The organism is Mycobacterium lacus (assembly GCF_010731535.1).
In the GTDB taxonomy this organism is placed as follows: domain Bacteria; phylum Actinomycetota; class Actinomycetes; order Mycobacteriales; family Mycobacteriaceae; genus Mycobacterium; species Mycobacterium lacus.
Window position 1 is genome coordinate 2,668,040 of sequence record NZ_AP022581.1, and the last position, 24,711, is coordinate 2,692,750.

Below are 24,711 nucleotides of genomic sequence, written 5' to 3' on the forward strand. Positions count from 1 at the left end.
AGCCCTCCGATGGGGCGTTACACCGCAGGATCGGCGCCTGAATATTCGTAGAAGGCGGTGAGATGAGCTCGGTTCCCATTACCCGCGCGGTCAGACGAGTTTGGATACCCCTGGTGCTGGTGGTCGTGCTGGCGGTCTCGGGACTGGTGGTGTCGCGGCTGCACAAGATCTTCGGCTCCGCCGACCTCAATGCGAACGCCGGCGCCGGGATCGAGATCGTGCAGTTCAATCCGAAGGTCGTCACCTATGAGGTCTTCGGGTCGGCCGGGACCACCGCAAACATCAACTACTGGGACGAGAACGCCAACACGCACCAGGTCAATGCCGCCGCGCTGCCGTGGTCGTTCACGATCTCGACGACGCTGCCCTCGGTGAGCGCCAACATCATGGCACAAGGCGACGGCGATCGGATCGGCTGCCGCATCACCGTCGACGGAGTCGTGCGGGAAGAGAAACGGGCCGACGGCCTGGGCGCCCAGACCTTCTGCCTGGTGAAGTCGGCATGAGCGATGTGAACAGCAGGACCCGCGTCGGCACCGAGGACACCGCGCCGATCAACATCGAGGGCATCGAGCGCCCGCAGCGCGGCCACCGACCCGTCATCCCACACACGATCCGCATCTTCGCGGTGCCGATCATCCTGGCCTGGGTGCTCCTGACGGTCGTCGTGAACGTCATCGTTCCGCGACTGGAAGTGGTCAGCGAACAGCACTCGGCGCCGATGGCGCCGCTCGACGCGCCGTCGATGAAGGCGATGATGCGCCTGGGCCACAACTTCAGGGAATTCGATTCCAACAGCACGGTCATGATCGTCCTGGAAGGTCGGCAATCCCTCGGCGACGACGCGCACCGCTTCTACGACAACCTGATTCGCCAACTGCGGCAGGATCCGACACACATCCAGCACATCCAGGACTTCTGGGGGGATCGACTGACCGCGGCGGGGGCACAGAGCGCTGACGCCAAGGGCTCCTATGTCATGTTGAACCTTGCTGGCAACCAGGGCACGACGCAGGCGAATGATTCCGTCGACGCGGTGCGCAAGGTCATCGACCGCACGCCGCCACCTCCCGGGGTGCGGGCCCATGTGACCGGTCCCGCCGCACTCAGCGACGACATGCACATCATCGGGAACGACAGCCTGGCCAAGATCACGCTGTTCACCCTGGCGGCGATCGCGGTCATGTTGCTGCTGGTCTACCGCTCCATCGTCACCACGCTCGTCCAGCTGTTCATGACCGGCATAGCGTTGGCCTCGTCGCGGGGAGTCATCGCGGTTCTCGGGTACCACAACGTATTCGGGCTCACCACGTTCGCGGCGAATATCCTCACGATGCTGGCGATCGCGGCCGGCACCGACTACGGGATCTTCCTGGTGGGCCGCTATCAAGAAGCACGCCAGGCCGGCGAGGACCGGGAAACGGCGTACTACACCACGTTTCGTAGCGTGGCCCCGGTCGTGCTGGGTTCGGGACTGACCATCGCCGGGGCGACGTACTGCCTGAGCTTCGCGCGGCTGCCCTGGTTCAACACCATGGGCGCACCGGTGGCGATCGGAATGCTGGTCGTCGTGCTGGCCGGCCTCACGCTGGGCCCGGCCGTCGTCTTCGTGGGCAGCAAGTTCGGCCTTTTCGAACGCAAACGGGCGGTACGGGGCCGGCTCTGGCGGCGGGTCGGCACCGCGGTCGTGCGCTGGCCGGTGCCGGTTCTGGCCGTCAGCGCCGCCGTCGTCCTGATCGGCATGATCGCCCTGCCCGGATATGTGACGAGCTACAACGACCGGTACTACCTGCCCACCAGCGCCCCGTCCAACCTGGGATACGCGGCCGCGGACCGACATTTCTCTCAGGCCCGGATGAACCCCGACATGCTGATGATCGAGGCCGAGCATGACATGCGGAATCCGGCGGACATGCTCGTTTTGGACAAAGTGGCCAAAAACATCATCCGCACCGTGGGCATCGCCATGATCCAGGACATCACCAGGCCGCTGGGCATTCCCATTCAACACAGCTCGATACCGTTCCAGAACAGCATGCAGAGCCAAACGACCATGCAGAATATGGCTTTCCTGCGGGATCGAATGAACGACATCCTCAAGATGGCCGACGAAATGCAGTTCATGATCGAAACCATGCAGCGGATGTACCAAGTGACACAAGATCTTTCGAGTGCGGCCGACGACAGCGCAAGGACCACGGCTGAAACATCGGCCATCACCGACACCTTGCGGGACCACGTCGCGGACTTCGACGACTTCTGGCGGCCGATACGCAGCTACTTCTACTGGGAGAAGCACTGCTACGACATTCCCATCTGCTGGTCGTTCCGGTCCCTATTCGACGCGTTGGACGGGTTCGATCAGCTCGCCGAGAAGTTCCACCAACTCTCGGGTGACATCGGGCGCACCGCCGCGGCCACCCACGAGATGCTGGTGTTGATCCCGCCGATGATCGAAACGATGAAGACCACAAAAGGCCTCACGCTGACGATGCACGCCACGTTCTTGGCAATGCTCAACCAAATGGAGTCCATGAGCAATACGGCGATCGTCATGGGGCAAAGCTTCGACGCATCGAAGAATGACGACTTCTTTTACCTGCCCCCGGAGGCATTCGACAACCCGGACTTCCAGACCGGCCTGCGAATGTTCCTATCACCCGACGGCAAGTCGGCGCGCTTTTTCATCACCCACCAGGGCGATCCGATGACGCCGGAAGGAATATCCCGGGTCGACGCGGAGCGAACGGCGGCGCAGGAGGCCCTGAAGCAATCCTCGCTGTCGGACGCCAAGGTGTATCTGGGCGGTACGGCCGCCACCTTCAAAGACATGCACGACGGCGCCAAGTACGACCTGATGATCGCGGTGGTGTCGGCGCTGACGCTGATCTTCATGATCATGCTGCTGCTCACCCGAAGTCTGGTCGCCGCACTGGTGATCGTCGGCACCGCGGCCAGCTCGATTGCCGCGTCGTTCGGTCTGTCGGTGCTCGTCTGGCAGGACCTCTTCGGCATCAAAATCCACTGGGTCGTCATGGCGCTGTCGATCATCATCCTGTTGGCCGTCGGATCCGACTACAACCTGTTGCTGGTCTCCCGGTTCAAGGAAGAGATCCATGCCGGGCTGAAGACGGGGATCATCCGGTCGATGTCGGGCACGGGTGGGGTGGTGACGGCCGCGGGCCTGGTATTCGCGTTCACGATGGCTTCCATGCTCGGCAGCGACTTGCGGGTCCTGGGCCAGTTCGGGTCGACCGTGTGCATTGGCCTGCTGCTCGACACGTTGATCGTGCGCACGTTGCTGATGCCGTCGATCGCCACCATGCTGGGCCGCTGGTTCTGGTGGCCGCAAATCGTCCACCCACGCGGTGATAACGCCCGGCGGGCGCGAGGCCTAAGGCTCACCCAATAGCGGGCAGACCGCGGAAGTTGGGCTGGACGGGGCGGCGATATCAGAATAATTTCATTGTTACTTCACTGCCGCTGCGTATCCCGGTGGTCGATCGCGACCACGCATTCGTGGGCCTGGCGGAAGGTATGAGATGTCGTTCGTGAGCGTGGCGCCGGAGGTGGCGGCGACGGCGGCTACGGATCTGACCAGCATCGGCTCAGCAATGAGCACCGCTAATGCCACCGCCGCGGCCCCGACGACCGAGGTGATGGCTACGGCCGCTGATGAGGTCTCGGCGGCGTTGGCCAGGCTGTTTGCCGAATATGGTCAGCAGTATCAGGCGCTGGCCGGGCGGGTGGCGACGTCCTACGAGCAATTCACCCGCACTGTAGTGGCCAGCGTGAATGCGTATGCGGCCGCCGAGACCGCCAACGTCAGGCAGTTCGTGTTGAGCGCGGCTGGCCCGATCAATGAGCCCTTCGTAGAGCTGACCGGACGCCCGCTGGTCGGCGACGGCGCCAACGGGTACACCAACGCTCAAGGCGTGGGGACGGACGGCAAGCCCGGCGGTTGGTTGTACGGCGACGGCGGTACCGGTGGCACCAGCACTCGCGCCGGAGTGGCTGGGGGTGCCGGCGGGCCCGCGGGTCTGATCGGCGATGGCGGGACCGGCGGAAAAAGCGTTTACGGCGGAATGCCCGGGGGTGCCGGCGGGCACGGAGGCCTCCTGATCGGCGACGGCGGCACGGGCGGGGCCAGCGGGCCTGGCGGCGTTGGCGGGCTCGGCGGTCGTGCCGGGCTGCTGTGGGGACACACCGGTACCGCGGGCATCAGCACTCTTCTTTCGCCGAACCAAACGCTCATCTCTGTCGATCAATACGGCAACCCGCTGCTCAACATCTCGGTAGGCGGCGGACCAAGTATGCCCGCCATCGTCGACTCCGGCTCCACTGGTCTGTTGGTTCCACCCCACTACGTCAATTTGGCGACTCTCGACCAGCCCACCGGGACGGGTTCCGTCAGTTACGGCCTTAGCAGCGCCGGTCGCCTCTACGTTGACTACCAGACATATCAAACGACCGTGAATTACGGGAACGGAATCGTCAGCCCGTCGACCACCGTTGCCGTCGCCACCTCCGCATATCTGGGGGATCCATCCAACCCCATCGACGTTTCGTTGTTACCCGCTTATCTGGGCGTGGGTCCGAACAACATGTTCCCGTTCTCGACCCCCACGAATGCGGCGTTACCGGTCAACATGAATCAGGGTGTGCTGTTCAACATGCCTCGCGGTTTGCTGGAGTTCGGCCCCAACTCACTGCCGCCCATCGTCCAGCTCGACGGAGCACCAGGGACCGTCGTGCAGGTACAGATCAACAACGAATTACCGCAGACCGTCAACGCGTACATTGATTCCGGTGGGGTGGGCGGAACCATCCCACAATCGCTGGTGCCGGGCCTGGCGGTCGGCAATCACCTGCCCGAGGGAACAACCATCACGGTCTCCACGATCAACGGCGTGACCCTCTACACGCAGACGGTCACCGCGGCCAACTCACCAATCGTTGTGTCCTCGGGCAGTCCGTTCAATACCGGGAATTACCCCTTCTCGGTCGGACCGATCTATGTCTGGAACAACGACGCCATAGGAACGACGGTCTTTGACCGACTGATCTGACGCTTCGGCGCTACTCGTCAAATTGCAGACAGACGGCGACGGCTCCGTATCCGACGTGCACCGCCAGCACCGGCCCCAACGGCGTAACGAGCGCCGGCGCGCACGTGGGTAGCCGTTCAGCCAACGCCGTCACCACAGTGTCGGCCCCATCCGGGTTGGCGACGTGATGCACCGCCAGGGCGGCCGCGCGCTCGCCCACCACCTCGCAGACCTGGTCGACCATCGCGGTGATCGCGCCTCTCGCTGTCCGTATCCGTTGCGCCAGAACAAGATTGCCGTCGTCGACGCGCAACAACGGCTTGAGCGCCAGCGCGGTACCCAGCCACGCCTTGGCGCCGCCGATCCGCCCGCTGCGGCGCAGGTTGTCCAACCGGTGCACCACCATGAACGCGTGGGTGCGGGGCACCGCGGCATCCGCGGCGCCCGCAACCGTCTCCAGGTCAGCGCCCGCGGCCGCCGCCCGCGCGGCAGCCAGCGCGACGAAACCGGTGCCCATCGCCGCGGATCTCGAGTCGACGACCCGCACGGCCGGACCGAGTTCGGCCGCCGTCAGTTCCGCGGCACGGTAGGTCCCCGACAGCGCCGACGAAATATGCACTGCCACCACGCCGTCGCCGCCACTGTCGGCCAGCGCTTCCAGGTAGGCCGCGCGCAGCTCGGCGGGGGTGGCCCCGGCGGTCGTCGCGTGGCGCTTGTAGACGTCATCGGGGATCGCGTCCACACCGTCGCGCAGGTCGAGGCCGTCGAGCAAGACGTGCAGCGCAACCTCGCGGATCGCCCACTGTTCGCGCACATCGGCCGGCAGCCGCGACGACGCGTCGGTCACCACCACGACGGTCATCAGCCCCGCGGCTTCTCGTTCGATACGCCGGCCTCGGCCAGCGCCTTGAGCATCAGCTCCGCGACCGCCTGGTGGGCTTCGAAATTCCAGTGAATACCGTCCGGATTGCCATGCCCGTTCATAATGTGTTCGGCGACAGCGGCTTTGAGATCAACCAACGGCACATCGTGGCGCTGCGCCCATTCCGTGATCGCCGACGTCGTCCCGGCACGGCCATGGTGCGCCTTGCCGTAGGTCTCGGCGATGTGCACCGACGGCAGCGACGCCACGATCGGGATGCCCGGGCGGTTGAATTCGATTGCGCCCCGGGTCCGTTCAAGGTATTCGGCGCTCAGGTGCGGCGGCAACGCGGACCGGGCCACCGGGGAAAGCCGCGGCTGCACCCAGGCGTACCCGTCGCGGACCCAGCGGCGCAGCCACGGCGGCCGGACGTACCGGATCAGCTCGCGCAGGGCGGTCGGCAACACCGACGGCAAAGAATCCATCCCGCCGGTGGCAAAGATCACCGCCCCCGCCCTGGGCAGCGCCGCCCAGGCCCGCGGGTCCTGGGTCGCCGCCCACCAGACGTCGCGGCAGGTCCAGCCGATGCGACCTATGAGTTCCAGCTCCCAACCCAATTGGGAGGCAACAATATTGGGCCAGATGCGCGCGTCGTCGGCGGGCAAGCCACCGGTGGGGCCGTAATAGGCCAGCGAGTCAGCGAAGATCAGCAGCACGGGCTTCGATGCGCGCTCAGAGGACATCGTTGGCGACCTGTGCCGATGCGTTCCACACGTCGAGGCGCCACCGGATGAGGTCCAGCTCGCCGTCAGACTCGGGGCGGGAGTCGTCGGAACACCCACTCAGCTGCACCCAGCTGGCATTGCCCATGCCGCCCAGGCTGGGCCAGTTTGCCACCGGCAGCTTCAGCAGCGCTGCCGACAGGGCGGCGATGAGGCCCCCATGGGCCACCAGCACCACCGGGCGATCCGGCTCGTTCGGGCCGCCCCATTCCTGGTTGCCGGACACCAACTCGGCAACCAACGGCACGCTGCGTGCGGCCACGTCGACCCTGCTTTCCCCGCCGTGCGGAGCCCACGTCGCGTCCTCGCGCCAGGCCAGCCGGGCGCCGGGCGCCTCGGCGTCGATCTGGGTGTGCGTCATGCCCTGCCAATCGCCCAGGTGGGTCTCGCGCAGCCGCTCATCCACCAGGACCGGCAGCCCGCTGCGCTCCCCCAGCTGGACCGCCGTGTCGTAGGCGCGGCGCAGATCCGACGACACGATCAGCAGCGGCGGCAGCTTGCTCAGCACCTCGGCGGCGGCGACCGCCTGCGCGCGCCCCAGATCACTCAACTCGGTGTCCAGCTGACCCTGCATCCGGCTGCCGAGGTTGAAGTCGGTCTGCCCGTGCCGCAACATCACCAGGCGACGAATCCTCATTGCGCGCTCGCCGATTCCGCGGAGTCCGCCGATAGGTCCACCGGCACCACGGGGCAGTCACCCCACAACCGGTCCAGGGCATAGTAATTGCGGTCATCCTGATGCTGGATGTGCACCACGATGTCGCGGTAATCCAGCAGCGTCCAGCGGCCTTCCCGGGCACCCTCACGGCGCGCCGGGCGGTAGCCCGCCCGGCGCATCTTCTCCTCGACCTCGTCGACGATGGCGTTGACCTGCCGTTCGTTGGACGCCGAGGCGATGACGAAGCAGTCGGTGATGACCAGCTGCCCGGAGACATCGATGACGATGACGTCGTCGGCGAGCTTGGAGGCGGCCGCACCCGCAGCCACCCTCGCCATGTCGATGGCTTCCTGGGTGGCGGTCATGTGTCGTTCCCGGCGGACAGGCTTGACGTGGGACGCGCGCCCTCGGCATTCGGCGTGCGGTAGAGCCGGCGCTTGGAGACGTACTGCACCACGCCGTCGGGCATCAGGTACCACAACGGTCGGGACTGTTCGGCGCGCTGGCGGCACTCGGTCGACGAGATCGCCAACGCCGGGATCTCGATCAGGGTCAACGCATCCTTCGGCAGCTCACCCAGGGCGTCGGTGATGTGATCGTGGCGCAGCTCGTAGCCCGGCCGGCTGACCCCGACGAACCGCGCCAAATCGAACAGCTCCTCCCAGTCCTGCCACGACAGGATGGAGGCCAGCGCGTCGGCGCCGGTGATGAAGTACAGCTCGGAGCCCGGGTTGAGCGCCTGCAGATCCCGCAACGTGTCCTTGGCGTAGGTGGGGCCACCGCGATCGATGTCGACCCGGCTCACCGAAAAGCGGGGATTGGACGCGGTGGCGATGACCGTCATCAGGTAGCGGTCCTCCGCGGCGGAGACCTGTCGCTCCTTGAACCAGGGCTGGCCGCTGGGCACGAACACCACTTCGTCGAGGTGGAACCGGTTGGCCACCTCGCTGGCGGCAACCAGGTGGCCGTAATGGATGGGGTCAAACGTCCCACCCATCACTCCTAGCCTGCGTTGGTGCTTTTGCACGATCTGCCAGCTTACTTGACCAGAAAAAACGGTATTGTTTAGGCATGCGTGCAACCATTGATAAGGCAGGCAGATTGGTTATTCCTAAGCCATTGCGAGATCATCTCGGGCTCAGGCCGGGTGAAGTCGAGGTGACCGCCGACGGGGCAGCCCTGCGCGTCGAGCCCCTCGCCGGTGAGTCGCTCGATGAGCGGGACGGCCGCTTAGTGATACCCGCCGGCGGCGCGGAGATTGACGACGCGGTCGTGCGGACGCTGCGCGATGCCGGCCAGCGGTAGCACCGTGCTCGTAGACACGAGCGTCGCCGTCGCACTGGTGGTCGCCGATCACGACCACCACGAAGACACCTTCCAAGCGCTACGCGGTCGGACGCTCGGTCTTGCCGGCCACGCCGCGTTCGAAACCTTCTCCGTTCTCACCCGCTTGCCGCCGCCGGCCCGCAGGACACCGGCGACCGTCGCCAAGCTGCTGACGCGCACCTTCCCAGAGACCAGATTCCTCGGCCCACGGGCGGCAACGTCGCTGCTGACCGGACTCGGAGCCGCCGAAATCGCCGGTGGGGCGGTGTACGACGCGCTGGTCGGTGCGGTCGCAAACGAGCATCGACTACCCCTGGCAACTCGCGATCGGCGGGCGCTGGAGGTCTATCGCGCGCTGGAGGTGAACGTCGAGCTGCTGGCCTAACGGCCGTTCCACCCCGGCGGTGCGCTCAGTCGTGTAAAAGGGGTCTGTGGATAACTTGCCGATCGAATCAGCCGAGCCGACTCAATTGGTAAAGAACGCCATGATCCGGCGGTTCTATACCCGATCGGTGGTGGACGGCAAGGTCAGGCTGCCGGCCGTCCCGGGCATGATCGACGAGTACGTGACGATGTGTGACAACCTCTTCGCGGGTGTGGGCCGTAAGTTCTCCGCCGAAGAACTTGCTCACCTGAGATCGGTGCTCGAACGCCAGCTGGCGGCGGCGTACAAGACCTCCCCGCGCTCGAGCATCGTCATCTCGTTCAACGCCCCCATCGGACCTACCCTGCACTACCAGGTCGACACCCAATGGTGGACGGTCGAGGCCGCCTACGAGAACTGGATCGATACCCGCGAGCCGCCGCTATTCGGCACCGAGCCCGACGCTCGCGTGTGGGCGCTGGCCAACGAGGCAGCCGATCCGACGATGCATCGAATCCTTGAGATCGGGGCGGGAACCGGGCGCAACGCCCTTCCCCTGGCACGCCGTGGACACCCGGTCGACGTGGTGGAGTTGACCCCGAAGTTCGCCGACATGATTCGATCCGACGCGCAAAAGGAGTCCCTCGATGTGCGCGTCATCGTGCGCGACGTCTTTTCGACCATGGACGATCTGCGCCGGGACTATCAGCTGATTGTGCTTTCCGAGGTGGTGTCGGATTTCCGGACCACGCAACAGTTGCGCGGCCTCTTCGAACTCGCCGCCCAGTGCCTGGCCCCCGGTGGGCGCTTGGTGTTCAACGCCTTTTTGACGCGGGGAGGCTACACACCCGACCAGGCGGCGCGTGAGTTCGGGCAGCAGGAGTACACGAGCATGTTCACCCGACACGAAATGTCGGCCGCGGGGGCGGGACTGCCCCTCGAACTCGTCGCCGATGACTCCGTATACGACTACGAGAAGGCGCACTTGCCCGAAGGCGCCTGGCCGCAGACGAGCTGGTACGCCGATTGGGTCAGTGGCCTCGACGTATTCCCCGTCGAGCGGGAGATGAGCCCGATCGAGCTGCGCTGGCTCGTGTTCCGCAAAACGCGCTGAAGGCGAGGTGAGCAGACGCAAAAGCCCCTATTTCGGGTCCGAAATAGGGGCTTTTGCGTCTGCTCGCGCTAAGGCTCACACCGGCAGCAACTGGTCGATCACCGCGGCCAGCTGCTTGGCCGACCTGCATTCGTGCATGGTGATCACCTCTTGGTAGCGCGGCGCCGCCGAGTCGCCGCTGCCCCATAGGTGTTTGGGCTCGGGGTTGAGCCAGTGCGCGTGCCGGCTGGCGGTCACCATGTCGGCCAGCACGTCGGTGGCCGGGTTGCGGTAGTTGGTGCGGCCGTCACCCAGCACCAGCAGCGAGCTGCGCGGCGACAGCACACCCGGGAAGGCCTGCATGAACGAGACGAAGGCGTTGCCGTAGTCGGAATGACCGTCGCGGTTGAAAACGCCGGCCTCCCGGGTGATCCGCTGGATCGCCACGGCCAGGTCGGCCTCGGGGCCGAACATGTGGGTCACCTCGTCGGTGGTGTCGATGAAAGCGAACACCCGAACGCGCGAAAACTGTTGGCGCAGAGCGTGTACCAACAGCAGGGTGAAGTGGCTGAAGCCGGCGACGGAACCGGACACGTCGCACAGCACGACCAGTTCGGGGCGGGCCGGTCTCGGTTTGTTCAGCACGACGTCGATCGGCACGCCGCCGGTGGACATCGACTTGCGCAGCGTCTTGCGCAGGTCGATCGATCCCGCGCGCGCGCGCCGCCGGCGCGCCGCCAGCCGGGTGGCCAGTGTGCGGGCCAGCGGGGCCACCACGCGGCGCATCTGGCGCAGCTGCTCACCGGATGCCCGCAGGAACTCGACATTCTCGGAAAGCTGTGGGATGCCGTACATCTGGACATGGTCGCGGCCGATCTGCTCGGCGGTGCGCCGCTTGGTCTCGGCATCGACCATCCTGCGCAGCTGCGCGATCTTCTGTGCGGCAAGCGCTTTGGCGATCTGCTCCTGGGTCACAGTGGGCTCGTCGCCGTAGGGGGCCAGCAGCCCGGCCAGCAGCTTGCCCTCCAGCTCGTCCAGCGCCATCGCCTTGAGCGCCTGATACGACGAGAACGACGGGCCGCGGCTGGAACTGTATTTGCCGTAGGCCTCGACGATCCGGGCGATCATCGCCGCCAACCGCTCGTCCATGTCGGCGAGGTCCTGGTTTTCGGTGAGCAAATCCAGCAGCATCTGCCGCATCGCCTCGACATCGTCGGGTGGCACAGATCCGGGGGCCCCCTCCAGTTCGTCCAAGACCACCGCACGCTCCCCCGTCGCCGCGGGAAACCACAGGTCGAACATGGCGTCATAGGTGTCGCGGTGCTCGGGCCGGCGCAGCACCGCGCAGGCGATCCCCTCACGCAGCACCTCACGATCGCCCAACCCGAGCGTGGCCATCACCCGGCCGGCGTCCACCGTCTCGGATGGGCCGACCGAAATCCCGCTCCCGCGAAGCGCTTCCACAAACCCGACCAAGTGGCCGGGCAGCCCGTGCGGGGCGAGCGGCCGGGTGGGGCGGACCCGTCGTGTGGCCATCAGTTCAGCCGCAGTTCGCCGGCCGCGCGTTGCTGGTCGGATTGGTGCTTGAGGACGACGCCGAGCGTGGCGGCAACGACCGCGTCGTCGATGGTGTCGAGGCCCAGCGCCAGCAGCGTGCGGCCCCAGTCGATGGTCTCGGCGATGGACGGTAGCTTCTTGAGTTGCATCCCGCGCAGCACGCCGATGATGCGGACCAGCTCCTCGGCGAGGTGTTGGGGCAATTCGGGGACTCGCGACAACAGGATGCGGCGTTCCAGGTCGGGGGTGGGGAAATCGATGTGCAGGAATAGGCAGCGGCGCTTGAGGGCCTCGGACAGCTCCCGGGTGGCGTTGGAGGTCAGCAGTACGAACGGCGCACGGGTTGCGGTCAGGGTGCCCAGTTCGGGGACGGTCACCGCGAAGTCGGACAGCACCTCCAGCAGCAGGCCCTCGATCTCGATGTCGGCCTTGTCGGTTTCGTCGATCAGCAGCACCGTCGGCTCGGTGCGCCGGATGGCGGTCAGCAGCGGACGTTGCAGCAGGAACTCCTCGCTGAAGACGTCGGTCTTGGTGGCCTCCCAGTCGCCGGACCCCGCCTGGATCCGCAGGATCTGCTTGGCGTGGTTCCACTCGTAGAGGGCGCGCGCCTCGTCGACGCCCTCGTAGCACTGCAACCGGACCAGGCCGGAGCCGGTGGCCGCGGCGACAGCGCGGGCCAGTTCGGTCTTGCCGACGCCGGCGGGGCCCTCCACGAGCAGCGGCTTACCGAGCCGGTCGGCGAGGAAGACCGCCGTCGCGGTGGCGGTGTCCGGCAGGTAGCCGGTCTCGGCCAGCCGTCGCGAGACGTCGGCGATGTCGGCGAATAGCGGCACGGACCGCGCGGGCACGCTCACGATGGAGTTCTCCTAATCAACGAGGGTCAGGCCGGGCGGATGTGGCCGTCGCCCCACACGATCCACTTGGTCGAGGTCAACTCCGGCAGTCCCATCGGGCCGCGGGCATGCAATTTCTGGGTGGAGATGCCGATCTCGGCGCCGAAGCCGAACTGCTCGCCGTCGGTGAACGCCGTCGACGCGTTGACCATCACGGCGGCGGCATCGACCTGTTCGGTAAACCGTTGGGCCGCAGCCAGATTGGTGGTCACGATGGCCTCGGTGTGACCGGTGCCGTACTCGTTGATGTGGGCAATCGCGGCGTCCACGCCGTCGACCACCGCTACCGCGATATCCATCGCCAGGTATTCACGGCGCAGATCGTCCTCGTCGGGGTCCAGATGCACGGTGACACCGGAATCCTGCAGGACACCCAGCAGCCGGGGCATCGCCCGCTCGGCGATCGCCGCGTCGACCAACAGCGTCTCCGCGGCGTTGCACACGCTGGGGCGCCGGGTCTTGGAGTTCAGCAGCACCCGTTCGGCGACGTCCAGATCGGCGGCCTCGTGCACGTAGACGTGGCAGTTGCCGACGCCCGTCTCAATGGTGGGAACCTGCGCGTCGCGCACCACCGCGTCGATCAGGCCCGCTCCCCCGCGCGGAATCACCACGTCCACCAGGCCGCGGGCCTGGATCAGGTGGGTGACGGTGGATCGGTCGGCGGCCGACAGCAGCTGGACGGCGTCCGCGGGCAGCTCCTCGCTGACCAGCGCGGCGCGCAACACCGTGACCAGGGCGTCGTTGGATCTCGCGGCCGAGGAGCTGCCGCGCAAGAGCGCGGCGTTTCCTGACTTGAGCGTCAGCCCGAAGGCGTCGACGGTGACGTTGGGCCGGCCCTCGTAGATCATCCCGACCACGCCGAGCGGGACACGCTGCTGGCGCAGCCGCAGTCCGTTGGGCAGGGTGTAGCCGCGCAGCACCTCGCCGATCGGGTCCGGCAGCCCCGCGACCTGCCGCAGGCCGCCGGCGATGCCGTCGACGCGCTGTTGGCTGAGCGCCAGCCGGTCGAGCATCGCGGCGGGGGTGCCGGAAGCCCGTGCGGCATCGAGGTCTTCGGCGTTGGCGGCCAGGATCTGGTCGGCGTGGGCCAGGATCTGGTCGGCGGCGGCGTGCAGGGCGCGGTCTTTGACGGCCGTCGGCAGCGAGGCCAGCCGGCGCGCCGCCACTCGCGCACGGCGGGCCGCGTCGTGCACCTCGTGACGCAGGTCGGGGGCCGATGGTGCGTGCACACTCATTCCCCCAGGGTATCGGGCTCTAGCTGACCGAGTAAGACGGCCCGCTCCTGGCCCGCTGCGCCTTGGTTTGCCGCTCGTCGATGAGCCGGCCCAGCTCTTGCAGCAGCACCGGTTTGCCCATGACCACCTGCTCGAGGTGTTCGCGATCGATCTCTAGCGCGGTCACCTCTTCCAACGCCACCGCGCCGGTGGGGTTGGGCTGCCGGGTCAGCGCGGTCACTCCCAGAAATGCGCCCTCGCTGAGCGTAGAAATCGGAACGACGCTGCCGTCCTCCGTCTTCGCCGTCAGGCGAACGCTGCCCGCGATGATGAATGTCATTGCCTTGGGTACGACGCCCGCGTGCTGGACGATTTCGTCGGTGCCGTACCGCACCACCCTCGCGTAGGGGACCAGGGACTGCTGATCGGTGAGACTCAGCCGCAGCTCCGGACCCACCACCGTGCGCAAGGCGTCCCAGACGCGCTCGGTCGTCGAGAATTCGTCATCGGCCTCGTCGAGGTGAAGTCCCTCGCGTCGTGCGGCATACCAGACCCACGGCAAAAACGTCGCCTGCGCGGCCCCGTCGTCGGCGGGCGAGCGCAACCGGACCGTGGTGCGGTATTCGCCGCCGCCCAGGGCAACCGTCGACGGCGCTTCCCCGGGCTTGAGATGCGGTAGCGAGCCGGCAATCCTCGTCAGCATCGCACAAACCCTGTTGGGTGAGTCCGCGAGGGCGAATTTGGTTGTGATTGCGCACTTGTGCGAGCCGCCGGGCCGACTGAGGTTCGTGAAGGAGGTGGTGGCCAGCATCGAGTTCGGGGTGATCCGCAGCCCGGTTGGCGTCTCGATGTGCACGGCGCGCCAGTTCACCTCCACAACGCGTCCCCGCGCGGTGGGCGTGTCCAGCCAATCGTCGATCCGGAAGGGCTGTTCGAAGAGCATGAACAATCCCGACACGATCTGGCCGACGGAGTTTTGCAGCATCAGGCCGATGACCACCGACGTGACACCCAGCGCGGTGAACAGGCCACCGACGCGCACGCCCCAGATGTAGGACAGGATCATCGCCAGGCCGGTGCCGATCAACGCAAACCGCGCGACATCGAGGAATATCGCGGGCAGCCGCTTGCGCCAACTGTCTTCGGGCGCCCCCTGGAACACGGTGGCGTTGAGCCCGGACAACAGCAGCACCAGCACCATGAAGCCGAAAACGGTGGTCAGGATGCGCACCATGGCGTCTCCGGCCGGGATCTGCGCGGCCTTGACCAGAAGCAGCAGCAGCGCACCGAGGGGCAGGAGATAGTTGCGCAGCAGGCTCACCTGCCTGGCCAGGCGGCTGCTCCGGCGCACGAGCGTGTGGTGCAGCTCGGTGAGAAGGATCAGCCCGACGGGCAATCCGACCGCGATGCCGACTGCCCAGTAGAACCACGAGGCGTGGAATACGTTCATGACCGCTCCGACAATCGGTAGATCGGCTCGTCTGTTCCGTCGACCGAGATCGTGCCGGCCGGCGTGAACTGGCGCACGTCCCTCATCACCTCGTACACGTGGGAGGTGACGTAGATGCCGGGTTGGGGTGAGCCGCTGTGCATCTGGTAAGCCAGGCTCACCGCGGCACCCCACATGTCGTAGACAACACTCGACCGGCCAACCAGCCCGCTGATGACATCGCCGGTGTTGATGCCGACCCGCAAGCGCAGCTCATGGCCGGTCTGGCGATTGAACCGTTCGATGATGCGCCGCATTTCGAGGGCGAAGTCGACCGTCCGGGCGATGTTGTCCAGCCGCGGCGTGGTGATCCCGCAGCTCGCCAGATAGCCATTGTGCAGCGTGCGAATCCGTTCGACGCCAAGGGATTCCGCGGCCGAATCGAACTGTCGGACCAGTTCGTCGACGATCCCGACCAGCTCGTTACCGGATAGGTCGCTAGAGATCTCGTCGAGCCCCAGGATGTCGGCGAACAGAACGGTGACGTCCTGGTGCTCCTGGGCAATGGTTTGTTCGCCATCGCGATAACGCTGCACGACCGGCTCCGGCATCATCGACAACAACAGGCGGTCGTTTTCCCGGCGCTGCTCGTTGAGTAGCTCCTCTTTGATCTCCAGGTTCCGGCTCATTTCGTTGAAAGCCGCTGTAAGGTCACCGATTTCGTCGTGTGACGTCACGGGAATCGTGACGTCGTAGTCGCCTGCGCTGATCCGTTGCGTGCCGGCCTCCAGCCGCCGGATCGGCCGTACCATCGCCTGGGCGATCAGCATCGAGGCCACACAGATGACGACGATCATCCCCACCGTGACCAGCACGAGGGCCCTGCTGAACGCCGCTACCGCCGCAAACGCCTCGGAGTTGTCCCGCGTCGCCAGGATGGACCAGTGCAGGTCCGAGTTCGACACGGTCAACGGCGCGTAGGCCTCCAGTTCTTTGTTGCCCGTGTAGTCGGTATCGGACACCGTTCCGGTCTGCCCGCGTTGCGCGGCACGCAAACCTTCGCTGGCTACGGGCTGCAACAGCGTCGTGCCCCCAATTTGGATGGCTCGGTTCACCACGTCGGCCGGGGTGCCCGCGGCCACCGCCTGCCGCTGATATTCCTTGGGATCCTGCAGGAAAAGCCTGGAATCGGATCGCATCAAACTGTCCGGACCGGCCAGGAATGTCTCCGTCCCATCGCCCACGCCGGCGGTTTGCCACTGCTTGTTGGCGGTCATGATCTTGTTGATCTTGGCGATCGGCAACGGGAGCGCAAAGACGCCCTCGGCCCTGCCGCCCACCTCGACCGGCGCCACCAACCACGCCGTCGGCACGTCGAGCTGGGGCTGATACGGCTTGAAGTCGGTGATCCAGGTGAAGTCAACAACGTTGGCGCCCAACGCCTTAAGGTAGGCGTCGCGCAAATTGGATTCCCGATACGGCCCCGTCAAGATGTTGGTGCCCAGGTCCGGATCTTTGCTCAGGCTGTAGACGATGTTGCCCCGGGTATCCAGCAACACGGCATCGTCGTAATCGAACCGGCTGACGATTTCCCGGAAATAGCCATTGAAGCGCGCGTTGGCGGCCGACCATGCACTGCCATCGCCGGCGTCGTCAAGGCGCATCGAATCTTGGTCAGAGGCAAAGGGCGCGGTGTAGTACGCCTGGAGGTACTTCTGCGCGGGAGCGGTTGGCAGCAGCGCGTTGATGTCGAGTTTTTCACCAGTCGCGCGTTCGACGGGTTTGATGAGTTCGTTGTTGTAATAGTTGACAATCGCCTGTTGCTGCGTGGGGTTGATCGTTGCATCGGCCAGTTGATCGAAGCCAGCGGTGAATTGGGCGACCGCATCGATCACCGTCAATCCACGGGCATAAATGACCAGCGAATTCGTCAGGTCGGAAAACAACGTCTCCACAGCCCGTTTCTGCGACTCGCGCAACTCGATCAACCGTTCGTAGGCCGCCGCCTTCAGTGAGCCGCGGCCGGCTTGGTAGCCGACGACAACGATCGCCGCCACCGACACGATGCTCGACAGCAGCAGCAGCACCATGAGCTTGGATTGGATGCTCGCCCGGAAATGCGGCCGACGGCGACGCCCACCTCTGTTGGTCTTGTGGGTCTTGCTCTCCTCGGCCGGGGCCGCTTCGGCCTCCACCTCTGTAAGCTCGCCCGAGGTCAAATCGCCGTCCTCCTTCGCGGCCAGGATTGCGCATCTATCACGCAGCAGACTAACGCGCCAACCCGAACGTCGGGACAGCTCGGCGAATCGAAATGCGGCTGCGGCTAACGTCGGTGGAATGGCAACGCGAGTGTGCGTGGTGGGCAGCGTGAACATGGACCTGACGTTGGAAGTGGCCAGCCTGCCGCGCCCGGGCGAGACGGTGCTGGCGTCGTCGTTGAGCCGCGCACCCGGCGGCAAGGGCGCCAATCAGGCGGTGGCCGCCGCGCGGGCAGGCGCCCAGGTGCGCTTCGTCGGCGCGTTGGGTGACGACCCGGCCGCCGACCAATTGCGCGCGCACCTGCAGGCCAACGGCGTCGGGCTGGACGGAACCATCACCGTGCCCGGACCAAGTGGGGCCGCGATCATCGTGGCCGATGCCCACGCCGAGAACACCATCGTGGTGGCACCCGGCGCCAACGCCCGCCTGACGGTGACCCCGGCGGTGGTCGCCGATTGCGAGGTGTTGTTGACCCAGCTCGAGATACCGGTGGCGGCGGCAGTAACCGCGGCGCGGGCCGCGCGCTCGGCCGGCGCGGTCGTCATGGTCAACGCTTCGCCGGCCGGCCACGACAAACGGCAACTTGCGCGACTGGCGGCGGTCGCCGACGTCGTGATCGCAAACGCGACCGAGGCGAGCGAATGGTCCTGGCAGCCAACCCACTTCGTGGTCACCCAGGGCGCGCGCGGCGCCCGCTACCTCGGCGTGGACGGCGAGTTCGAGGTGCCCGCCCCTACGGTGACGGCGGTGGACACCACCGGGGCCGGCGACGTGTTCGCCGGGGTGCTGGCCGCGAGTTGGCCGCGCAACCGGGGTGCAAACCCGGCGTCAAGGGCCGAGCGGATGCGCGCGCTGCGGCGGGCCTGCGCGGCAGCCGCACTGTCGACGCTGGCGTCCGGCGCCGGTGACTGCGCACCCAACATCGAAGCGATCGACGCACTATGCGACGGGAGGAGCTGATGTCCGCGACCACGGCCGCCGGCAGTGCCCGGTGTGGTGGTCGTCTTCGCGCTGTCGATGCCAACTCACACCCCGATTCTGCAGTGGGCCAACAGTATTGCACCCATCCGGGTCATGCGGGCACACCTCGCTGGTGCACACCGGCGTGGTCGGTTGGCTGCGCGGTGTCGGACGGATCCGCTAGGGCGCTGCTGATTTGGCCACTAGATCGGTGGTGTCCTGGGCGAGGGTAGTCACATCGGCCCCACGAATCCGTGGGTCGAGCCGGTACACAGTGTGCTCGCCTCACAGCGACAACGTAAGGCACGCAAGGGATTTGTCGCTGCGAGGCGGGCACAACGAACACCCTAACCCGAGGAGACGAGCGTGACTGCTGTGACCACCTGGCCGTTGCGCCGAACAACTAGGGGGTACGACATCAGCAGCGTTCTAGGCGGGGCGCGCGGCGTACGTCGAGCAGCCGCGCATCGTTCGGGCCGGCGATCTCCGCGGTGTCTCGGGTCGCACACGGTCCACGATGGCCCCGGCGTCAACAGCAGCTCGTAGAGCGGCGACTGGAGCAGCGCGGACTCCCCGGGGTTATCTGCCGTTCGAAAGCAACAAACCGCGCTAACTCTCCGGCACCTCGCGCTCGATCTCGTCGAGCCAGATTTGCGCCGACATATCCGACGGAGCGCGCCAGTCGCCGCGCGGCGACAACGAACCGCCGTGCGAAACCTTGGGCCCGTTGGGCAATGCCGAGCGTTTGAACTGGCTGAACGAATAGAACCGCTGGACGAAAACCTGCAGCCAATGCCGGATCTCCGCCAGCGAAAAGGACGGTCGCTTCTCCTCCGGGAAGCCGGGCGGCCAATTGCCCCGCTCGGGGTCGCTCCACGCATGCCAGGCCAAAAAAGCGATCTTCGACGGCCGGAATCCGTAGCGCAGCACACAGAACAGCGAAAAGTCTTGCAGCACATAAGGCCCAACCGTGGATTCGCTGCGCTGAATCTCTTCGTCCGCACCGGTGGGTACGAGTTCGGGGGTGATCTCGGTGTCGAGGACGGACTGCAGCGTCGCACTGACCTCGTCGTCGAACTGGCCCGACGAGATGACCCACCGGATCAGGTGCTGGATCAGCGTCTTGGGAACCCCGCCGTTGACGTTGTAGTGCGACATGTGGTCGCCGACACCGTATGTCGACCATCCCAGCGCCAACTCCGACAGGTCGCCGGTGCCCAGCACGATGCCGCCGCGCTGGTTGGCCAGCCGGAACAGGTAGTCGGTGCGCAGGCCGGCCTGGATGTTCTCGAAGGTGACGTCGTAGATTTTCTCTCCGCGGGAAAACGGGTGACCGATGTTGGCGAGCATCAATTCGGCGGTGTCGCGGATGTCGATCTCCTCGAAGGTGACGCCCAGCGCGCGTGACAACCGAATCGCATTCTTCTTGGTGCGGTCGCCGGTGGCGAAGCCCGGCAACGTGAATGCCAGGATGTCGCTGCGCGGACGGCCTTCGCGGTCCATCGCGCGAGCCGCGACGATCAGCGCGTGCGTCGAGTCCAGCCCCCCGGACACGCCGATGACCACCTTGGGGTAGCGCAGCGCCCGCAGCCGCTGCTCGAGTCCGGAAACCTGGATGTTGTAGGCCTCGTAGCAATCCTGTTGCAGCCGTTGCGGGTCGGCCGGGACGAAGGGAAAGCGCTCGACCGCCCGTCGCAGCCCGATGTCGCCGGACGGCGGGTCGAGCCGGAACTCGATGCGCCGGAACGATTCCGCCAACGCCCGGTGGTGGCGTCGGTTGTCGTCGAAGGTGCCCATCCGCAGCCGCTCCGACCGGAGCAGCTCCGTGTCGACGTCGGCGACGCTGCGGCGCTCCCCCCTGGGGAAGCGTTCGGACTGCGCGAGCAGCACCCCGTTCTCCCAGATCATCGTCTGGCCGTCCCAGGCCAGATCGGTCGTCGACTCACCCTCCCCCGCGGCCGCATAGACGTAGGCGGCCAGACACCGCGCCGACGCCGAGCGGGCCAGCAGGCGGCGATCCTCGGCGCGACCGATCGTGATCGGGCTGCCGGACAGGTTGGCCAGCACGGTCGCCCCGGCCAGCGCCGCCTCGGCGCTGGGCGGCACCGGCACGAACATGTCCTCGCAGATTTCGGCGTGCAGCACGAAGCCGGGCAGGTCCGACGCGGCGAACAGCAGGTCAGGGCCGAACGGTGCCTGGGTATCGCCGATCCGGATGGTGCCGTACTCGCCGTCCCCGGGTGCGACCTGGCGTCGCTCGTAGAACTCTCGGTAGGTGGGCAGATACGACTTCGGGGACACACCGAGCACGACACCGCGGTGGATGACCACCGCGGTGTTGTAGATACGGTGCCGGCGCCGCAGCGGCGCGCCGACCACCAGAACCGGTAATAGCTCGGTGGACGCGGCGACGATGTCGAGCACTGCGTCCTCGACCGCGTCGAGCAGGGCATCCTGCAGCAACACGTCCTCGATGGAATAGCCCGACAACGTCAGTTCGGGAAACACCGCCAGCGCTGCCCCGTCGTCATGGCAGGCGCGCGCCAACCCCAACACCGACGCCGCGTTGGACGCCGGGTCACCAATAGTGGTGTGGTGCGTGCACGCGGCAACGCGCACGAACCCGTGCGCATAGGCGGAATAGAAGCTCATTGCCCTCCATTGTCGCGTCCCGTCGGTCAAGATCGGGTGACGGGTCCTCAACGAATGCCTACGCTCGGTTCCGTGCAATGCCCCGAACTCGTCGCGGTGCTGGCCGGTCGCCGGGTCGCGGTGCTCACGGGCGCGGGGATTTCCACGGACTCGGGTATCCCCGACTACCGGGGCCCCGATTCGCCGCCGAGCAACCCCATGACGATCCAACAGTTCACGTCGGATCCGGCGTTCCGGCAGCGGTACTGGGCACGCAACCACGTCGGCTGGCGGCACATGGACAACACCCGGCCCAATGCCGGCCACCGGGCGTTGGCCGCGCTGGAGCACGCCGGTGTGGTGACGGGTGTGGTCACGCAGAACGTGGACCTGCTGCACACCAAGGCCGGCAGCCACAACGTGGTCAACCTGCACGGCACCTACGCCTGGGTGACGTGCCTGGGCTGCGGCTACACCATGAGCCGAGCCGCGCTGGCCAACCGGCTCGAAGCGCTCAACCCGGGTTTCATCTCACGCGCCGAAGCCGTCGGTGAGCTGGCGGTGGCACCCGACGCCGACGCCGTCGTCGCCTCGGCGGCCGATACCGCGTCGTTCCGCTACCTCGACTGTCCGACCTGCGTCGGCATGCTCAAGCCCGACATCGTCTATTTCGGCGAGAATGTGCCTAAAGAGCGCGTCGCCCAAGCGTATTCACTCGTTGATGAGGCCGATGCGCTGCTGGTCGCGGGTTCGTCGCTCACCGTGTTCTCCGGCTACCGGTTCGTACGCCACGCCGCGGCGCTCGGAATCCCGATCGCGATCATCAACCGCGGCCGCACCCGAGGCGACGACCTGGCCACCGTCAAGGTCGACGGCGGCTGTTCGGAACTGCTGGCATTGCTGGCCGACGAGCTCCTACCGTCGGGCGTCACAGAACGAACACCGGTGCCCTAACCCAGCTTTTACGAGCCGCCGATTCCGGTGTTCAAGCTGCCCGAGTTGAAAAGGCCCGCGTTGGAGTCGCCCGAGTTGAAGTGGCCCGTGTTCCCGGAGCCCGAATTGAAGCCACCCGTGTTGGCGTCGCCCGAGTTGAAGCTGCCGTTGTTGTCGGAGCCGGAGTTCCCAAAGCCCACGTTGTCGTCGCCCGCGTTGTCGGCGCCAATGTCGTGGGAACCAGCGTTCCCGAAACCGAGGTTGTGGCTGCCCCCGTTCCCGAACCCGATGTTGACGGAGCCCGCGTTCCAGAAGCCCGTGTTGAAGTCGCCCGAATTCGAGGAGCCGAAGTTACCGTTGCCCGAGTTGAAGACGCCCACGTTGTTGTTGCCGGAGTTGAAAAATCCGATGTTGTTGTTGCCCGAGTTCCCGAAGCCGATGTTCCCGAGGCCCGAGTTCAGCTCGCCGATGCCCACCAGGTTGTCGCCCGTGAGCCCAAAGCCGATGTTGTTGTTGCCATGATTCCCAAAGCCGAGGTTGAGGTCACCGGTGTTGCCGAAGCCCTGCTTAAAGTTACCGGTATTTCCGTAACCCAAGTTGTAGTCACCCAAATTTCCGAAACCGTTGTTGAGAGTGCCGGTGTCCCCGGCACCAAAATTGGAGAAACCGACGCTTCCGAAGCCTGCCATGAACGATCCGTTAGCTCCGAAGCCAATGTTTCCGTCGCCGTTGTGGTTTCCGCTGCCTAAGTTGAGGTTGCCGACGTTCCCGTTGCCGATGTTTATGTAGCCGGAGTTTCCATTGCCCACGTTGAAGAAGCCGAAGTTGCCGCTGCCCAGATTGGCCCGCCCGGAGTTTCCGCCGTCCAGGTTGGCAGTGCCAAGATTTCCGCTACCTAGGTTGTAGTCGCCAGTGTTGCCGACGCCCAGGTTCCAGGCACCGTTGTTCCCCAGGCCGAGGATCGCCGGGAGTCCGATCGCCTGTGCGGCGGCCGCGGGCGCGGCGGCCATGCTCGTCGTCTTTGCGGCGCCCGCGAGCGCTGCGGCCACCCCACCGGCTAGGCCCGGGAGGCTCCCCGGCGCCTGCTGCCACGGTGACAGCTGGGCGGCCACCGCAGCGGCCCCGCCGTGATAGGCCACCATCGCGGCCACATCCTGGGCCCACATTTCCGCGTAAACGCCCTCGGTCGCCGCGATCGCCGGAGCGAGCAACCCCAACAGGTTCGACCTCACCAGCGACACCAACTGCGTGCGGTTGGCCGCCACCACCAGCGGATGCGCCATCGCCGCCCGCGCCGTCTCATAGACCGACGCCGCAGCTTTAGCCTGGGCCGCAGCACGCGACGCTTGGGCCGCCGCGGCGTTGAGCCAACTCGCATACGAGCTGGCCGCAGAAGCCATCGCCGCCGATGCCGAACCCTGCCATGACGAACCCGCCACCCCCGAAGTCACCGACGAAAACCCGGCAGCCGCCGAACTCAGCTCATCGACCAACCCGGCCCAGGACTGCGCGGCGGCCAGCAGCGGCGCGCCGGACCCGGACCCGAATAGATCTGCCCCGAAAGGATCTCTGGCGCCAACAGTGAAAAACTCATCCCACTCGTCCCGTCTTAACCATTCCCCGGCTGCCGCACACGGCACGCCGCATGGCGGCCCTCCCCTCCAAGCAACCTCGGTAACGAGAGACTTTATGGCAACCACCACCGGATATCGGCATCTTCAGCAATCCCATCCGCAAACGCCTGCGTGCAAAGGATCGGACGCCGATCGATCAGAACGTGCAGGGCATGGTGCGGATGAACTCCTCCATCGCGATGCCGATGCGGTTGTCGAAATCCTCGAGCAGCCATGCCCTCTGGTTGGGGAAGTCGGTGAGCGCCTTCATCGCGTGGCTGGATGTCTGCCGGGTGGTGTCGTTGGCGGCCACGGACAGCAGGACGAAGAACGCGGCCACGTCGGCGTCGGCCAGCCGGTCGCCGTCCAGCTCGGCGTTGACCAGGCCGCTGAACAAGTCGTCGCCGGGACGCTCGCGACGCTGTCCGGCCGGCGCGCCGGCGACTTCGTGCAGGTATGTCTGGTTCTCGACCAAGACCTCCAACGGGTTGCGGCCGTCGAGGTATACCGCGTCGGCCCAGGACACGAGCGCATCGGCGGCATGCGCCACGTGCTGGCGTTCGGACTCCGGGATCCCCACCATGTCCGACAGCGTTCGGATGGGCAGTTCCTTGGCGCAATGGTCGACGAAATCGACACGGCTGCCGACGGTTTGGAGCTCGTCGACGATGGCCTTGGCGTTTGCCTTGATCGAGTCCTCGATGCGGCGCACCTGCCTGGGGGTGAACGCGGCGCTGACGAGCTTGCGCAGCTTGGTGTGCCGCGGCGGGTCCATCGCCAGGAACGACTGCGACGCCTCGAGCAGTTCCACCGGGACGTTCTCGAAGATCACCCCCTGCCGGACAGGAACACTTGGTTGGTGCGGCTGACGGTGACGATGTCGGCGCGCCGGGTGATCGCCCAGTAACCGGGGACGTCGGGATCGGGCATCAGGGCGTCTTCGACCGGAGGATGCCAACTGACCGGGGCTGGGCCCGCAGCACGGCAAGCGCGCGTTCCCGCTCCGCCGCGGGCGTGGACCAACGCGCGCGAGGACAGATCGATCGTGTCGTAGGGACGGCCAGCCGCAGACATAGCTGTCATGGGGTC

General features: G+C 66.2%; 19 protein-coding genes and 2 pseudogenes. 8 read left to right on the top strand and 13 right to left on the bottom strand.

Going from position 1 to position 24,711, the window contains the following annotated elements:
* Positions 1-62: 62 nt before the first annotated feature.
* From G6N24_RS12205 to G6N24_RS25370, 3 genes are all read left to right on the top strand, one after another.
* Positions 63-506 (top strand): MmpS family transport accessory protein, encoded by a 444-nt coding sequence (locus G6N24_RS12205; protein ID WP_085162919.1) that lies wholly within the window; start codon positions 63-65, stop codon positions 504-506.
* Positions 503-3,412, top strand: a complete 2,910-nt coding sequence (locus tag G6N24_RS12210) for an MMPL/RND family transporter (RefSeq protein WP_085162920.1) — start codon at positions 503-505, stop codon at positions 3,410-3,412. The genes G6N24_RS12205 and G6N24_RS12210 overlap by 4 nt, the downstream gene beginning before the upstream one ends.
* A gap of 130 nt (positions 3,413-3,542) precedes the next feature.
* Positions 3,543-5,069 carry a PecA family PE domain-processing aspartic protease gene (locus G6N24_RS25370; RefSeq protein ID WP_085162921.1) on the top strand — a complete coding sequence of 509 codons (1,527 nt, stop codon included), beginning with the start codon at positions 3,543-3,545 and terminating at the stop codon, positions 5,067-5,069.
* A 10-nt stretch (positions 5,070-5,079) separates the two neighbouring features.
* Here G6N24_RS25370 and G6N24_RS12220 read toward each other — a convergent pair whose 3' ends face one another.
* From G6N24_RS12220 to nadD, 5 genes are read right to left on the bottom strand one after another with little or no spacing between them, the layout of a single operon-like run.
* A complete protein-coding gene (locus G6N24_RS12220; RefSeq protein ID WP_085162922.1) occupies positions 5,080-5,910 on the bottom strand; it encodes a DegV family protein in 831 nt (276 codons plus the stop codon).
* Positions 5,910-6,653 (bottom strand): diglucosylglycerate octanoyltransferase, encoded by a 744-nt coding sequence (octT, locus tag G6N24_RS12225; RefSeq protein WP_085162923.1) that lies wholly within the window; start codon positions 6,651-6,653, stop codon positions 5,910-5,912. Before octT ends, G6N24_RS12220 begins: the two co-directional genes overlap by 1 nt.
* Complete coding sequence (gpgP, locus tag G6N24_RS12230; RefSeq protein WP_085162924.1) at positions 6,643-7,329, bottom strand: glucosyl-3-phosphoglycerate phosphatase; 687 nt, start codon at positions 7,327-7,329, stop codon at positions 6,643-6,645. The genes octT and gpgP overlap by 11 nt, the downstream gene beginning before the upstream one ends.
* Positions 7,326-7,715, bottom strand: coding sequence for a ribosome silencing factor (rsfS, locus tag G6N24_RS12235; RefSeq protein WP_085162925.1), 390 nt, complete (start codon positions 7,713-7,715; stop codon positions 7,326-7,328). The genes gpgP and rsfS overlap by 4 nt, the downstream gene beginning before the upstream one ends.
* The gene (gene nadD / locus G6N24_RS12240; RefSeq protein ID WP_232070544.1) at positions 7,712-8,347 is read right to left on the bottom strand and encodes a nicotinate-nucleotide adenylyltransferase; all 636 of its coding nucleotides are present in this window, start codon (positions 8,345-8,347) and stop codon (positions 7,712-7,714) included. Before nadD ends, rsfS begins: the two co-directional genes overlap by 4 nt.
* Positions 8,348-8,421: 74 nt before the next feature.
* Between nadD and G6N24_RS12245 the strand changes: the two genes are divergently transcribed.
* The 3 genes from G6N24_RS12245 to G6N24_RS12255 are packed head-to-tail and all read left to right on the top strand — an operon-like array spanning position 8,422 to position 10,154.
* Positions 8,422-8,655 carry an AbrB/MazE/SpoVT family DNA-binding domain-containing protein gene (locus tag G6N24_RS12245; protein WP_085162927.1) on the top strand — a complete coding sequence of 78 codons (234 nt, stop codon included), beginning with the start codon at positions 8,422-8,424 and terminating at the stop codon, positions 8,653-8,655.
* Positions 8,639-9,061: a type II toxin-antitoxin system VapC family toxin gene (locus tag G6N24_RS12250; protein ID WP_085162928.1), complete on the top strand. Its 423-nt coding sequence runs from the start codon at positions 8,639-8,641 to the stop codon at positions 9,059-9,061. Before G6N24_RS12245 ends, G6N24_RS12250 begins: the two co-directional genes overlap by 17 nt.
* 46 nt (positions 9,062-9,107) lie before the next feature.
* Entirely contained in the window at positions 9,108-10,154 is a 1,047-nt protein-coding gene (locus G6N24_RS12255; protein WP_085162929.1) for a class I SAM-dependent methyltransferase, read from the top strand.
* 75 nt (positions 10,155-10,229) lie between these two features.
* Here G6N24_RS12255 and G6N24_RS12260 read toward each other — a convergent pair whose 3' ends face one another.
* From G6N24_RS12260 to G6N24_RS12280, 5 genes are read right to left on the bottom strand one after another with little or no spacing between them, the layout of a single operon-like run.
* On the bottom strand, positions 10,230-11,669 hold the full coding sequence (locus G6N24_RS12260) for a vWA domain-containing protein (RefSeq protein WP_085162930.1): 1,440 nt from the start codon (positions 11,667-11,669) through the stop codon (positions 10,230-10,232).
* Entirely contained in the window at positions 11,669-12,544 is an 876-nt protein-coding gene (locus G6N24_RS12265; protein ID WP_085162931.1) for an AAA family ATPase, read from the bottom strand. Before G6N24_RS12265 ends, G6N24_RS12260 begins: the two co-directional genes overlap by 1 nt.
* Before the next feature lie 26 nt (positions 12,545-12,570).
* Positions 12,571-13,818 carry a glutamate-5-semialdehyde dehydrogenase gene (locus tag G6N24_RS12270; protein WP_085162932.1) on the bottom strand — a complete coding sequence of 416 codons (1,248 nt, stop codon included), beginning with the start codon at positions 13,816-13,818 and terminating at the stop codon, positions 12,571-12,573.
* Between the two features lie 19 nt (positions 13,819-13,837).
* Positions 13,838-15,247: a mechanosensitive ion channel domain-containing protein gene (locus G6N24_RS12275; RefSeq protein ID WP_085162933.1), complete on the bottom strand. Its 1,410-nt coding sequence runs from the start codon at positions 15,245-15,247 to the stop codon at positions 13,838-13,840.
* Positions 15,244-17,445 (bottom strand): adenylate/guanylate cyclase domain-containing protein, encoded by a 2,202-nt coding sequence (locus tag G6N24_RS12280; RefSeq protein ID WP_085162983.1) that lies wholly within the window; start codon positions 17,443-17,445, stop codon positions 15,244-15,246. Before G6N24_RS12280 ends, G6N24_RS12275 begins: the two co-directional genes overlap by 4 nt.
* 118 nt (positions 17,446-17,563) lie before the next feature.
* On the opposite strand from G6N24_RS12280, the gene G6N24_RS12285 reads away from it, so the two are divergent.
* Positions 17,564-18,445 carry a PfkB family carbohydrate kinase gene (locus tag G6N24_RS12285; protein ID WP_085162934.1) on the top strand — a complete coding sequence of 294 codons (882 nt, stop codon included), beginning with the start codon at positions 17,564-17,566 and terminating at the stop codon, positions 18,443-18,445.
* A gap of 609 nt (positions 18,446-19,054) precedes the next feature.
* Here G6N24_RS12285 and G6N24_RS12290 read toward each other — a convergent pair.
* The gene (locus tag G6N24_RS12290; RefSeq protein ID WP_085162935.1) at positions 19,055-21,097 is read right to left on the bottom strand and encodes an NAD(+) synthase; all 2,043 of its coding nucleotides are present in this window, start codon (positions 21,095-21,097) and stop codon (positions 19,055-19,057) included.
* A 54-nt stretch (positions 21,098-21,151) separates the two neighbouring features.
* On the opposite strand from G6N24_RS12290, the gene G6N24_RS12295 reads away from it, so the two are divergent.
* Positions 21,152-22,030: an NAD-dependent protein deacetylase gene (locus G6N24_RS12295; RefSeq protein WP_085162936.1), complete on the top strand. Its 879-nt coding sequence runs from the start codon at positions 21,152-21,154 to the stop codon at positions 22,028-22,030.
* Positions 22,031-22,047: 17 nt separating this feature from the next.
* Here the strand turns inward: G6N24_RS12295 and G6N24_RS12300 are convergent.
* Together G6N24_RS12300 and G6N24_RS12305 are read right to left on the bottom strand one after the other, a co-directional pair.
* Positions 22,048-23,603, bottom strand: a pseudogene (locus G6N24_RS12300) (PPE domain-containing protein); the annotation flags it as partial.
* 197 nt (positions 23,604-23,800) lie between these two features.
* Positions 23,801-24,705: pseudogene (locus tag G6N24_RS12305) on the bottom strand (cytochrome P450); the annotation flags it as partial.
* Positions 24,706-24,711: the final 6 nt, after the last annotated feature.